A 12,399-nucleotide genomic window follows, 5' to 3' on the forward strand; every position below is an offset into this window, starting at 1 on the left:
CTGCGGTGCCGGCGGGACCCGCCACCCCGGGGTGGCGGGTGCCCCGGTACGACGACGCCTCGCTCGGCGCCCTGCTGCCAGGCGTGGCCGCCGCGCTCGGCGCCCCGCTCGCGGATCCGGTCGACCCAGCCGCCGGCCTGCCCGCCGTGGATCTGCCCCCGGCCGAGCGGTACTGCGTCGTGCTGGTGGACGGCATGGGTTGGACGCTGCTGGCCGAGACGATCGCCTCGTCCGCGGGCCGGCGGGCGGTCCCGTTCCTGGCCGAGGTGCTGAGCGGAGGCGAGTCCCGTCCGGTGTCCGCGGGGACGCCGAGCACCACCGCGACGTCCATGGCCTCGTTCGGGACCGGCCTGCCCCCGGGTCGGCACGGGCTGGTCGGGCTGGAGGTGCTCGACCCGGACCGTGGCGTGCTGCTCAACGAGCTGCGCTGGGACCCAGCCACCGATCCGGAGATCTGGCAGCCGTTCGGCACGGTGTTCGGCCGGCTGGCCGCGGCCGGGGTGGGGACGCTGCGGATCGGCAACCCCGAGTTCGCCGGCTCCGGGCTCACCGTCGCGGCGCACCGGGGCGGCGCGTTCCTCGGGGTCGACGGGCTGGCTTCCCGGGTCGACACGGCGCTGTCGGCGCTGCGCGGCGGCGGCTCCATGGCCGGCCCGGACGGCGACCTGCCCGTGCCGGCCGCCCGACTGGTGCAGGTCTACTGGGGCGACCTGGACGCCGCCGGCCACGCCCACGGCTGGCACAGCGGCGCCTGGCGGCGGGAGCTGCGCCGGGTGGACACGCAGCTGGCCCGGTTGGCCGCCGGGCTGGCCCCGGACACCCGGCTCGTCGTCACCGCCGACCACGGCATGGTCGACGCCCCGCCCGGGCACCGCCTGGACCTGGCCGAGATGGCCCCGCGGTTCGACGCGGACATCGCGTTGGTCGGGGGCGAGCCCCGCTTCGTCCAGCTGTACCTGCAGCCCGCCGGTCGGGCGCGCCGCGCCGCGCTGGTGACCGAGCTGCAGGACCTGGTCGGGGATCGCGCCCAGGTCTGCACCCGGGACGACGCGATCGGCGCGGGCTGGTTCGGGCCGGTCGAGAACTGGGTCGGGCCGCGCATCGGCGAGGTGATCGTGGCCGCCGACGATGAGACGTTCACGCTGGTCGACAGCCGCGTCGCGCATCCCCACCTGCTGCGGCTGGTCGGACAGCACGGTTCGCTCACCGAGGCCGAGCAGCTGGTGCCGGTGCTGTTGCGCTGACCGTGTCGCGTCGAGCGCACCCGGTGCCCGGCGGAACCGTCACTGCCGTCCGGGCGGATCGGCAGGGCCGGTGTCGGACAGTGCCTTGGTGAGCAGGTCGGTCAGGGTCCGGGTCTCGACCCGGGAGAGCCGCTCGACGAGTGCGGCGCTGAGCCGGTCGACCCGCGGACGCAGGGCTGCGAGCTCATCGAGACCGGAGCCGGTCAGCTCGACCACGTTGCGGCGGCGGTCGGCGGTGTCGCGGGTCCGGCGCAGCAGTCCGCGCCGTTCCAGCCTGGCCACGATGTCGGCGATGGTCGAGCGGTCGAGGTCGAGGTCGGTGCACAACTCCCGCTGACTGGCCTGCTCCCGCTCGGCCACCGCATTCAGGACGCCGAACTGCACGCTGGTGGTGTCGCCGGACACGATCGACGCCCATCCCGCGACGTGCGCCTGCTGGGCGCGACGGAACAGCAGGCCGATGTACGGCGTCGTCCCGGCGCTCGGGTCGGAAGAACTCACCCGTGCATTGTCGTCGGCCTTCTCGTCGTCGGACGACGGCCGGCGGCGACGAACTCCGTCTTGCCGATCAGGTGACCGAGGGTCCATGATAGTTGGGGTACTGAGCATTTTTGCCGGCGGACCGTTGCCGGCGCGGACCCGTGCGCCGCCGAGCCGGTCGACCGGCCCCTCCCACACTCGACGAGGAGTTCCGATGCACCAGATGGACGGCACGGCCGACTCGCCCGCGCTGCAGCAGCTCTACCGCGACTTCGAAGCCGCGCACATGGCGCCGCTGTGGACGCAGCGCGACGACCTCATGCCGATGGCCCCTGCGCCACAGGCGGTCCCGTTCGTGTGGCGGTGGAAGACGCTGTTGGACATCGCCCAGCGCTCGGGCGACCTGGTACCCGTCGGCCGGGGCGGCGAGCGGCGCGCGGTCGGCCTGGCCAATCCGGGCCTGCCCGGAACCGCCTACGCCACCCCGACGCTGTGGTGCGCCATCCAGTACCTCGGTGGTCATGAGACCGCCCCGGAGCACCGGCACTCGCAGAACGCCTTCCGGTTCGTCGTGGAGGGCGAGGGGGTGTGGACCGTCGTGAACGGCGATCCGGTGCGGATGAGTCGGGGCGACCTGCTCCTGACACCCGGCTGGAACTTCCACGGCCACCACAACGACACCGCCGCTCCCATGGCGTGGATCGACGGCCTGGACATCCCGTTCTCCAGCGCCAACGACGTCGGGTTCTTCGAGTTCGGGTCAGAGCGGGTGACCGACGAGGCCTCACCGGAGTTCTCGCGCTCGGAGCGCCTGTGGGCGCACCCGGGTCTCCGGCCGGTGTCCGCACTGGAGGACACGGTGTCCTCGCCGCTGGCGGCCTACCGCTGGGAGCACACCAACCGTGCGCTGGACGAGCAGCTCCGTCTCGAGGACGAGGGCCATCCCGCGACCGTCGAGCAGGGTCACGCCGCCATCCGGTACACCAATCCGACCACCGGCGGTGACGTCATGCCCACCATCCGGTGCGAGTTCCACCGGCTGCGCGCCGGTGTGTCCACCGCCGAGCGGCACGAGGTCGGCTCGGCAGTGTGGCAGGTCTTCGAGGGACAGGGCTCGGTGGTGCTCGGCGGTGTCGAGCACCGGCTCGAGACCGGTGACCTGTTCGTGGTGCCCAGTTGGGTGCCCTGGTCGCTGCAGGCCGACACCCGGTTCGACCTCTTCCGCTTCACCGACGGCCCGATCATGGACCGCCTCGGTTTCTCCCGCACCTTCATCCCGAGCAAGGACGGCGTCTGATGCGACTGGCCACCCTCCGCACCGGCACCGGCACCGGCACCGGCACCGGCACCGGCACCGGCACCGGCACCCGCACTGAGACCAGCCCCGGCACGGTCGCCGTCCGGGTCGATGGTGACTCCGCGGTCGCCATCGACGGTGTCGCCGATGTCGGCGAGCTGCTGCAGCAGCCCGACTGGCGCACCACCGCCGAACGCGCGTCCGGCCGGACGCTGCCAGTCGCGGACGCGGACTGGGCCCCGGTCGTGCCGCACCCGTCCAAGATCGTGTGCGTCGGTCTGAACTACCGCACGCACATCCTGGAGATGGGGCGCGAGCTGCCGAGCGCTCCGACCCTGTTCGCCAAGTACCCCGAGGCGCTCATCGGCCCGTACGACCCGATCGTGCTGCCCGAGTACGCTGCGCACGCGGTGGACTGGGAGGCCGAGCTCGCCGTCGTCCTGGGTGCGTCGGCCCGCCGGCTCTCCCCGGAGCAGGCTCAGACGGCCATCGCCGGGTACTCGGTGCTCAACGACGTGACCATGCGGGACTACCAGTACCGGACGCCGGAGTGGTTCCAGGGCAAGACGTTCGAAGCGACGACGCCGTTCGGGCCGGTCCTGGTCACCCCGGACGAGCACCAGCTGGGGACCGAGCTGACCAGTGTGGTGGACGGCGAGACGATGCAGTCGGCCACAACGGACGACCTGGTCTTCGGGCCCGCCGCGCTCATCTCGTACATCTCGCAGATCGTGACGCTCAACCCCGGCGACGTCATCGCCACCGGCACCCCGGGCGGGGTCGGGCACGCGCGCAAGCCACCCCGATACCTGGGCGACGGGATGCGGCTCACCACCGCGGTGGCCGGGATCGGCAGCATCACCTCGACCGTGATCGTCGAGCGCTGAACCGTGCCGGCACGGACCGACCAGGTCACTGATCCCGCGCTGGCCGCCCGGCTGCTGACCGCCCGACGGGGCCAGGCCTACTGGTCGCGCCAACTCAGCCGCCTGTCCGACGACGACCTCGACGCGCCGTCCATGCTGCCCGGGTGGACCCGCCGGCACGTGATCGCCCACGTCGGGCTGAACGCCCGGGCGATCACCCACCTGACCGCGTGGGCCGCCACCGGAGTGGAACATCCGATGTACGACTCACCGACCCAGCGGGGCGACGACATCGCGCTCGCTTCGACCCTCCCGCCGCAGGCGCTGCGGAACCTGTCCGATCACGCCGCGATCCACCTGTCGGTGGAGTGGCGGGACCTGTCGGCCGCGGCGTGGACCAACGAGGTGCGGACGGCTCAGGGTCGCACGGTGCCGGTCTCCGAGACGGTGTGGATGCGGTCCCGCGAGGTGTGGATCCACGCGGTCGATCTGGGCAACGGCGGGAGCTTCCTGGACTTCCCGCCCGAGTTCGTCGACGACCTGCTCGTCGACATCACCGGTGCGTGGTCGCGACGACGGCACACCGAGGGATTGCCGGACTTCGCCTTCCAGCCCACCGACCGGGCCGCCTCCTGGCGGTCCGGCGACAGCTCCTCGGGGGCAACGGTGCTCGTCGGCCCAGCCGCACGGCTGGCCCAATGGGCCTCCGGCCGAGGCACGGTCGGCGTCCACACGGCCGACGGCACGCCGGTGCCGCCTGCTCCGCGCTGGCTGTAGCCCGGGAGCGATCCTCCGGCACGAGCACGCCGGAGGGCCGCGCTCAGGCGTGCTCGTCGAAGTTGGCCTCGGCGAGCGCGGCGGCCATGTCGTCGCGCGCCCGGAACACCAGTTTCAGCTCGCGTGCCCCTTGGACCGTCGACAGCCGGCTCGCCGGGACGGCGACCGAGAAGGAGGCGACCGGCCGGCCGGAGGGGGACGGCACCGCCACGCCCAACGCCCCCACGCCGGGTTCGGTCTCCTCCCGGTTGAGGGCGTACCCGCGTCGTCGGACGAGCTGCAGCTCGGCGACGAAGGCGTCGAACTCCTCGGCGGTCAACGCATGGCCGGCCGCCTCGGCCCCGCTGGAGCGGTAGAGCCGCTGCAGTCGATCGAGCGGTTCGGCGGCCAGCAGGACTTTGCCGCCGGAGGCCGATCGGGCCGGCAGGACCGACCCGCCCCGGTCGCCCACCCGCAACAACGACTGCGCCTCCACCGTCGACAGGAAGCGGACGCTGACCCCGACGCGGACCATCAGGTTCACCGTCTCGTTGAGCTCGGAGCACAGCAACTCCAGCGCGGGCTGCAACAGCTGCTTGAGCCGTCGGGTCCACGGCACCCCGATCGCACCGGCGCCGACCGCGGGACCTGCGATGTACCGGCGGTTGTCGTCCTGCATCGCGAATCCGCGGTACACCAGCATGGCCATCAGCCGGTGCGCCGTCGAGGCGGCGATCTCGAGCTCGCCGGCGATGTCCGACAGGCGCACGCTGCCCTCGTCGCGGAGCAGCTGGATGATCCGGAGCGCGTTGTCAACGGATTCGATGGGGTAGGCCGGTCGCTTCTGGATCGGCGCATTCTTCATGGCAGAAGATGATTGCAGCGTGATTCTCCGGTGCGCAAGAGTCGATCAGTCGGATCGCCCACAGGTCGCTCGCCTGCCGCAGGCGACCACCGCAGCTCTGATCCACCGAAGCGTCGAGCCGGAGGACAACGTCTGAAATGGCAGCACTGACACAGCAGAAGGTCGTCGTCGTCGGCGGCGGTATGGGCGGACTCGCCTCGGCGATGGTGCTGGCCCGCCTGGGTGCGAGCGTCACGCTCTACGAGCACGCTCCCGCCTTCGGTGAGGTCGGTGCGGGGATCCAGCTGGGGCCCAACGCGACTCGCCGGCTGGCCGCGTGGGGCCTGCTCGATGAGACCGTCGCCCGCGGATTCCTGCCCGAGCGGCTGGTGTTGCGGGACGCCACCACCGGCCAGGAACTCACGGCGCAGCGGCTGGGCGCGGACTTCGTCGAGCGGTACCAGGCGCCGTACGTGGTCATCCATCGCAGCGACCTGCACGCGATCCTGCACGACGCGGCCGCCGAGTCCGGCGTCGAACTCGTGGTCGACACCCACGTCGAGCGGATCGAGCAGGTCCAGGACCGGGCGCTGGTGATCATGGCTGACGGCCGGGTGGTCGACGCGGACGCCGTCGTGGCCGCCGACGGACTGGCCTCGGCCTCCCGTGACCGCATCGTCGGCGACCAGCCAGTGCCCTCGGGCTACGTCGCCTACCGTGGCACCCTGCCCAACGACGGTGAGCACGGCGCGGACGTCGTCGCCTGGCTGGGCCCGCGCTGCCACTTCGTCCAGTACCCGCTGCGGCGCGGCGAGCTGTTGAACATGGTCGCCGTGTTCCAGTCGCCGGCGTTCCTGCGCGGTGAGGTCGAGTGGGGGGGAGAGGACGAGTTGGACGCCGCCTACGATCGCTGCACACCGGAGGTGCGCCAGGCGACCACCCGGCTCTGGCGGGACCGGCGGTGGCCGATGTACGACCGCAATCCGACGACGAACTGGGGCAGCGGCCGAGTGACCCTCACCGGCGACGCGGCCCACCCGATGCTGCAGTACCTGGCCCAGGGTGCCTGTCAGGCCCTGGAGGACGCATCCGCGCTCGAGCGGCACGCGGCCGGCGCGCCGGGGGACTGGCCCGCCACCTTCGCCGCCTTCGCCGGCGAACGGCAGCCGCGGACGGCCCGGGTGCAGACCACCGCGCGCACCTGGGGTGAGGTCTGGCACGTCGACGGGGTCGCCCGGCTGCTGCGCAACGAGCTGCTCCGGCACCGCGACACGGCCTCGTACGCCTACCTCGACTGGCTGTACGGACGGCAGGCTGGCGAGGCCGAACTGATCACCACCACCGCCACCGGGAGCAGCCGAGCATGAGTCAGACCGAGAGCCGGACCAACGGCGCCTCCGGGACCGGCCACACCGCCGTCCGGGACCGCCGATGGCAGCTGCTGATCGACGGACGCCTCACCGGCGCCGCCGACGGCCGCACCTACGAGCGGGTCAGCCCCTTCCTGCGCGAGGCGATCGCCACCGTGCCGGACGCCGGCCCGGCCGACGCCGACGTCGCCGCCGAGGCGGCCTGGCGCGCGCGGCGGGAATGGCGGCTGACCCCGGCGCCGGAGCGGGGCGCGCTGGTGGCTCGGGCGGCGGACATCATCGAGCAGCACGGTGAAGAGCTGGCCCTGCTCGATTCGATCGACGCCGGCTCGCCGCTGTCGAACTCGCGGATGGACGTCAAGCTCACGCTGCAGCACGCGCGGCTGTTCGCCGGCCTGGCCCTCGAACTCAAGGGCGACACCATCCCGGCCAGCCGCGGCCTGCACGTCACCGTGCGGGAGCCGGTCGGCGTGGTGGTGCGGATCGTTCCGTTCAACCACCCGCTCATGTTCGCCGGGAAGGTGTTCGCCCCGCTGGTCGCCGGCAACCCCACCATCCTCAAACCGCCAGAGGTGGCGCCGTTGTCGGCGTTACGGCTCGGAGAGCTGCTGCGCGAGGTGTTCCCGCCCGGCGTCCTGCAGATCCTGGTCGGGAACGGACCTGCCCTGCCCGACCGGCTCGTCCGGCACCCGAAGGTGCGCCGCATCGGCTTCATCGGATCGGAGCGGACCGGCCGGGCCATCCAGCAGGCCGCCGCCGAGTCCGGCATCAAGGAGGTCTCGCTGGAACTCGGCGGCAAGAACGCCATGATCGTCTTCGCCGACGCCGACCTGGACGCCGCGGCCCAGGGGGCCATCAACGGCATGAACTTCACCTGGTCCGGTCAGTCGTGCGGGTCGAACTCCCGCCTGCTGATCGAACGGTCGGTGCACGACCGGGTCGTCGCCGCCATCGCCGAGAAGCTGCGCGGGCACCGCCTCGGGGACCCCCTCGATCCGGGCGTGAGCCAGGGCACGATGGTGAACCAGGCCCAGTACGACAAGGTCCTGTCCTACCTGCACGTGGCCCGGGCCGAGGGCGCCGAGGTGGTCTCCGGCGGTGGCCACCCGCAGGGGGCAGAGCTCGAGCGTGGGCTGTTCATCGAGCCGACGGTGCTGACCGGCGTGCGGCCGACCGACCGGGTCGCCCGGGAGGAGATCTTTGGACCGGTGCTCTCGGTCATCCCGTTCGACACCGAGGACGAGGCCGTCGATCTGGCCAACGACTCGCCCTACGGCCTGACCGCCAGCGTGTGGACCCGCGACATCGCCCGTGCCATGCGGGTGGTCCGGGACGTCGAGGCCGGGTTCACCTGGGTGAACGACTCGGCCAAGCACTTCCCCAACGTCCCGTACGGCGGCGTGAAGGCCTCCGGCGTCGGCCGGGAGGAGAGCCTCGAGGAACTGCTGAGTTACACCGAGCTCAAGTCCATCAACGTCGCGTTCTGAGGCGTTCCGACGGAACGTGCTGACGCCGACACCGCACACCGCAACCAGGAGGTTCCTGCGTGGCAACCACCGCCTTGGACGACAAGGTCGTCGTCGTGACGGGCGCAGCCCAGGGCATCGGCCGGGCCTACGTGCACCGGTTCGTGGCCGAGGGGGCGACCGTCGTCGCGGCTGATCGCAACACCGCCGGCGTGCAGTCCGTCGCCGCTGAGATCGGCCACGGCGTCGTACCGGTCGGGCTGGACGTCGCCGACCGCGCATCGTGCACCGAGCTGGCCGAGCTGCTGCGGAGCAGGTACGGCCGGCTGGACGGTCTGGTCAACAACGCGGCCATCTTCTCCACCATCCGGATGAGCCCGTTCTGGGAGATCACCGACGACGAGTGGGACGCCGTCTCGACGGTGAACGTCAAGGGCGTCTGGCTGCTCACCTCGGCCCTGGTCGACCTGCTGCGGGCGGCGGGCAGTGCCAGCATCGTCAACATCGGCTCGGACGCGGTCGCGCTGGGGCGCACCGACTACCTGCACTACATCGCCAGCAAGGGGGCGGTCGCGGCGATGAGTGCCGCGATGTCCAAGGAGCTCGGGGCCTCGGGGATCCGGGTCAACACGCTCTCGCCCGGACCGGTGTACACGGAGATCGCCCGCGACACCGTGACGCCGGAGCAGACCGCGGCCATGCTCGCCCGCCAGGCGCTGCCGCGACCCGCCGGGCCGCAGGACATGACCAGCCTGGCCGCATTCCTGCTGTCGGACGCCAGCAGCTACATCACCGGCCAGACCATCAGCGTCAACGGAGGATTGGTACACCGATGAGCGGTTCCGACGTCCCTGACCAGCTCGGATCCGACCTGCGGCAGCTGGTGTCGATGGCCTCGAGGATCCTGGGGGCGGCCGACCAGGGCGACTTCATCTGGGGTCACGCCTCGGCCCGCGACCCCGACGACCGGGGCGCATGGATCAAGCAGAGTGGCTGGGGACTGACCGAGGTCACCCCCGAGCGAGTGCACCTCGTCGCTCGCAACGGTCAGTTGCTCGAGGGTGACGGCCCGCTGCACATCGAGTTCCCCATCCACACCGAGATCTACGCCGCCCGACCGGACGTCGGCGGCGTGGTGCACGCGCACTCGCCGCATGCCGTCGCCCTGGCCGCGGCCGGGGTGGAGCTCCGCCCGGTGAGCCACGCGGCGACGCTGTTCGTGCCCCCGGCCGTCCCGCGGTTCACCGAGACCGCGGACCTGATCCGCACTCCTGAACTCGGCGCGGCCGTCGCGGCGACGCTCGGGTCGGCCAACGCGGTCTTCCTGGTCAACCACGGCATCGTCGCGGTCGGACCCGACGTCCAGACCGCGACGGTGACGGCGCTGCTGCTGGAGACCGCCGCCGAGCAGCAGCTGCGCACGCTGGCCTTCGGTGGGACGCCGACGTGGTCGGACGACGGGGAAGCGCTGGCCAAGCGCGATCGCATCTACCACCCGCGCGCCCTGCGGAGCGTCTGGGACCATCTGGTCCGCCAGCTCTGACCACCGTTCCGCCGCCCGCATCCGCCTGGGTCCGTCTTCTGACATGCGGAAAAGCGGTGCGCGGCAACGGGTCCGTTCCTAGCATCTCGTTCCACACCGGGAGCGATGTCTCCTGTTCACAGTGGTGTGACCACCGGAGGACTCAATGACGAGTACGGCTCAGAGCACGGCACCATCTCACCCTACGACCCCGCGGGAACGGACCCGGGCGGCCGTCCTGGGCACGCTCGGCAACGTGATGGAGTGGTACGACTTCACCGTCTACGGGTTCCTGGCCGCGTACATCGCCGCCAACTTCTTCCCCGGGGACGATCCGCTGGCCAAGCTCCTGGCCGCGTTCGGCATCTACGCCGTCGGGTTCGTCGCCCGGCCGCTCGGTGCGCTGGTCCTCGGGCCGCTCATCGACCGGCGCGGGCGCAAGTCCGTCATGCTGCTGTCGATGTTGCTCATGGCGGCCGGGTCCCTGCTGATCGGCATCGCTCCCACGTACGCCACGTCCGGGGCCTTCGGCGCCGTCGTCATCACCGTCGGCCGCCTGATGCAGGGCTTCTCGGCCGGCGGCGAGTTCGGCAGCTCGGCGGTGTTCCTGGTCGAGTGGGCCAACCCGCGCCGCCGTGGTCTCTACGGCAGCTTCCACCAGGTCGCCACCTACGGTGGACTCGTCCTCGGCGCCGTGCTCGTCGCCGCCCTCACCGCGGCGGTCGGCACGGACTCGATGCGCGAGTGGGTGTGGCGCGTCCCGTTCCTCATCGGCGCGGTGCTCGCGGTCATCGTCCTGGTGCTGCGACGCCGAGTGGCCGAGCCGCCCGCCTTCGTCGCTGCGGCCGCCGATCCCGATCCGGTCGTGGAGCCGGCCGCGGCCAGCAGCCAGGCCGCTGCCGTGACGGCTCCGACCGCTCGGGCCCGCCGCGAGGTGGGCGCCCTGGCGGGCTTCATGCTCACCCTGGGCGTCGTCGCGCTGTGGGGTGTCACCTCGATGGTGACGATCAACTACATGCCCACCTACACCACCAACTTCGCCGGGCTGACGCCGCAGTCCGCGCTCTGGGCCACCGTGATCGGCGGTGCCGTCGCCGTTGCGCTCATCCCGGTCGCCGGGCACCTGTCGGACCGGTACGGCCGGCGCCCGTTCGTGATCGGGGCAGCGGTGGCCTTCCTGGTCCTGCCGTGGCCGCTGTTCACGATGATCACCTCGGTCGGCCAGTTCTGGGCGGTGCTCGTCGCGCAGATCTGCTTCAGCATCCCCACCGCGGCGATGGCCGGGGTCGGCAGCTCCACGATCTCGGAGCTGTTCCCGACGCACCGCCGCGGCACGCTGGTCTCGATCGGTTCGGCGATCGCGGTCACCCTCTTCGGCGGGTTCGGCGCGTACATCTGCACCTGGCTCATCCGCACCACCGGCAACGTCGTCGCTCCGGCCTTCTACGTGATGGCCGTCGCGGTCATCACCCTCGTCGCGGGCAGCCTGCTGCCGAACACCGCGGACCGGGAGTTGCGGCGGTGAGCCACGCGCGGCACGTCCTGATCACCGGAGCGGGCATGGTCGGCGCCCACACGGCCCGTCGGCTGCTCGACCTCGGGTGGCGGGTCACGCTGCTGGACCGGGAGGTCCCGGGCGAGTACCTGCGCTCGGTGCTGGGCCCGGCCGCCGAGTACGACACCCTCGAGGTGGATCTCACCGACAGTGTCGCCATGGCCGCAGCTCTCGCCGATCTGCGGCCGACCGACGTGGTCCACACCGCGGCCCTCATCGCGGCGCGCGCCCAGCGCGACGTGGTGGAGACGATCGAGGTCAACGTCAGCGCGCCGCTGCGGTTGGCCGCGTGGGCGTCGTCCGCCGGCGTGTCGCGGTTCGTCGCGGTCAGCAGCTGGAGCGTCTACGACGAACGGCAGCCGGCGCCGATCACCGAGGACTCACCGGTGTGCACCCGGTTCGACTCCTACTACGTCGCATCCAAGCTGGCCATGGAGCATCTGCTGAGCGCCTTCGCGTCGCGCAGCGGCCTGGCCACGGTGGCGTTGCGGCCCGCGGTCGTCTACGGCCACGGACCCAATCTCGGCGGTGCCGTCGGCAGCGCGGTGCTCGAGGCGCAGATGCTGCGGGCCGTCCGTGGGCTCCCGGTCGAGCTTCCGGCGACCGTCCTGTCGTGCACCGAGCTGGTTTTCGTCGAGGACGTCGCCGCGGCCGCGGTGGCCGCGCTGCAGGCCGACCTGGACGAGGTGTTCAGCACCTGCACGGTCGGCTCGGGCGAGCTGACCACCGTCGAGGACCTGGCTGACACGTTCCGACAGTTGTTCCCCGGGGTGCCCGTCACGATCGGGCCGGGCGCTGCCAGCAGCGTCGTCCCGCCGGTCCCCACCATGCCGACCGCCGGGGCGCAGCTGCGCGCGCACCTCGGGATCGGCGAACCGCTGCGCCGCAACGACGGCTTCGCCCGCTTCGCCGACGACCTGCGGGCCGCTGCATCCGCCCGGACAGCGATGTGAGGCGGCGGCCGCCGGCCGGACCGTGCGCTGCCGCACCACCGACGCA

The 12,399-nt window shown here is 72.0% G+C and carries 12 protein-coding genes; 10 read left to right on the forward strand and 2 right to left on the reverse strand.

The genetic code is table 11. The features are described from left to right. Window positions 1–5: 5 nt before the first annotated feature. Window positions 6–1,244, forward strand: a complete 1,239-nt coding sequence (locus JL106_RS10760) for an alkaline phosphatase family protein (protein WP_205260692.1) — start codon at window positions 6–8, stop codon at window positions 1,242–1,244. 39 nt (window positions 1,245–1,283) lie between these two features. Here JL106_RS10760 and JL106_RS10765 read toward each other — a convergent pair whose 3' ends face one another. Next, window positions 1,284–1,745: a MarR family transcriptional regulator gene (locus JL106_RS10765; RefSeq protein WP_205260693.1), complete on the reverse strand. Its 462-nt coding sequence runs from the start codon at window positions 1,743–1,745 to the stop codon at window positions 1,284–1,286. A gap of 193 nt (window positions 1,746–1,938) precedes the next feature. Between JL106_RS10765 and JL106_RS10770 the strand changes: the two genes are divergently transcribed. The 3 genes from JL106_RS10770 to JL106_RS10780 are packed head-to-tail and all read left to right on the forward strand — an operon-like array spanning window position 1,939 to window position 4,664. Further along, window positions 1,939–3,021 (forward strand): cupin domain-containing protein, encoded by a 1,083-nt coding sequence (locus tag JL106_RS10770; protein ID WP_205260694.1) that lies wholly within the window; start codon window positions 1,939–1,941, stop codon window positions 3,019–3,021. After that, the gene (locus JL106_RS10775; protein WP_205260695.1) at window positions 3,021–3,908 is read left to right on the forward strand and encodes a fumarylacetoacetate hydrolase family protein; all 888 of its coding nucleotides are present in this window, start codon (window positions 3,021–3,023) and stop codon (window positions 3,906–3,908) included. Before JL106_RS10770 ends, JL106_RS10775 begins: the two co-directional genes overlap by 1 nt. Before the next feature lie 3 nt (window positions 3,909–3,911). Then, complete coding sequence (locus tag JL106_RS10780) at window positions 3,912–4,664, forward strand: maleylpyruvate isomerase family mycothiol-dependent enzyme (protein ID WP_205260696.1); 753 nt, start codon at window positions 3,912–3,914, stop codon at window positions 4,662–4,664. Window positions 4,665–4,707: 43 nt separating this feature from the next. Here the strand turns inward: JL106_RS10780 and JL106_RS10785 are convergent, their stop codons facing one another. After that, window positions 4,708–5,508, reverse strand: coding sequence for an IclR family transcriptional regulator (locus tag JL106_RS10785; RefSeq protein ID WP_205260697.1), 801 nt, complete (start codon window positions 5,506–5,508; stop codon window positions 4,708–4,710). Between the two features lie 137 nt (window positions 5,509–5,645). Between JL106_RS10785 and JL106_RS10790 the strand changes: the two genes are divergently transcribed. From JL106_RS10790 to JL106_RS10815, 6 genes are all read left to right on the forward strand, one after another. Beyond that, window positions 5,646–6,854 (forward strand): FAD-dependent monooxygenase, encoded by a 1,209-nt coding sequence (locus tag JL106_RS10790; protein WP_205260698.1) that lies wholly within the window; start codon window positions 5,646–5,648, stop codon window positions 6,852–6,854. Further along, window positions 6,851–8,344 (forward strand): aldehyde dehydrogenase family protein, encoded by a 1,494-nt coding sequence (locus JL106_RS10795; RefSeq protein ID WP_205260699.1) that lies wholly within the window; start codon window positions 6,851–6,853, stop codon window positions 8,342–8,344. The genes JL106_RS10790 and JL106_RS10795 overlap by 4 nt, the downstream gene beginning before the upstream one ends. 59 nt (window positions 8,345–8,403) lie before the next feature. Continuing rightward, window positions 8,404–9,159 carry an SDR family NAD(P)-dependent oxidoreductase gene (locus JL106_RS10800; protein WP_205260700.1) on the forward strand — a complete coding sequence of 252 codons (756 nt, stop codon included), beginning with the start codon at window positions 8,404–8,406 and terminating at the stop codon, window positions 9,157–9,159. Then, window positions 9,156–9,866 carry a class II aldolase/adducin family protein gene (locus tag JL106_RS10805; protein WP_205260701.1) on the forward strand — a complete coding sequence of 237 codons (711 nt, stop codon included), beginning with the start codon at window positions 9,156–9,158 and terminating at the stop codon, window positions 9,864–9,866. Before JL106_RS10800 ends, JL106_RS10805 begins: the two co-directional genes overlap by 4 nt. A 145-nt stretch (window positions 9,867–10,011) precedes the next feature. Continuing rightward, on the forward strand, window positions 10,012–11,370 hold the full coding sequence (locus tag JL106_RS10810; RefSeq protein ID WP_205260702.1) for an MFS transporter: 1,359 nt from the start codon (window positions 10,012–10,014) through the stop codon (window positions 11,368–11,370). Continuing rightward, on the forward strand, window positions 11,367–12,353 hold the full coding sequence (locus JL106_RS10815) for an NAD-dependent epimerase/dehydratase family protein (RefSeq protein ID WP_205260703.1): 987 nt from the start codon (window positions 11,367–11,369) through the stop codon (window positions 12,351–12,353). Before JL106_RS10810 ends, JL106_RS10815 begins: the two co-directional genes overlap by 4 nt. The last annotated feature ends 46 nt before the right edge of the window (window positions 12,354–12,399 follow it).

This window comes from Nakamurella leprariae, assembly GCF_016918035.1.
Classification (GTDB): domain Bacteria; phylum Actinomycetota; class Actinomycetes; order Mycobacteriales; family Nakamurellaceae; genus Nakamurella; species Nakamurella leprariae.

What these genes read in the sequence shown, in the direction of transcription:
- JL106_RS10770 (WP_205260694.1), top strand. Translation starts at nt 1,939, where the DNA reads ATGCACCAGATGGACGGCACGGCCGACTCGCCCGCGCTGCAGCAGCTC.
- JL106_RS10775 (WP_205260695.1), top strand. Translation starts at nt 3,021, where the DNA reads ATGCGACTGGCCACCCTCCGCACCGGCACCGGCACCGGCACCGGCACC.
- JL106_RS10785 (WP_205260697.1), bottom strand. Translation starts at nt 5,508, where the DNA reads ATGAAGAATGCGCCGATCCAGAAGCGACCGGCCTACCCCATCGAATCC.
- JL106_RS10790 (WP_205260698.1), top strand. Translation starts at nt 5,646, where the DNA reads ATGGCAGCACTGACACAGCAGAAGGTCGTCGTCGTCGGCGGCGGTATG.
- JL106_RS10795 (WP_205260699.1), top strand. Translation starts at nt 6,851, where the DNA reads ATGAGTCAGACCGAGAGCCGGACCAACGGCGCCTCCGGGACCGGCCAC.
- JL106_RS10805 (WP_205260701.1), top strand. Translation starts at nt 9,156, where the DNA reads ATGAGCGGTTCCGACGTCCCTGACCAGCTCGGATCCGACCTGCGGCAG.
- JL106_RS10810 (WP_205260702.1), top strand. Translation starts at nt 10,012, where the DNA reads ATGACGAGTACGGCTCAGAGCACGGCACCATCTCACCCTACGACCCCG.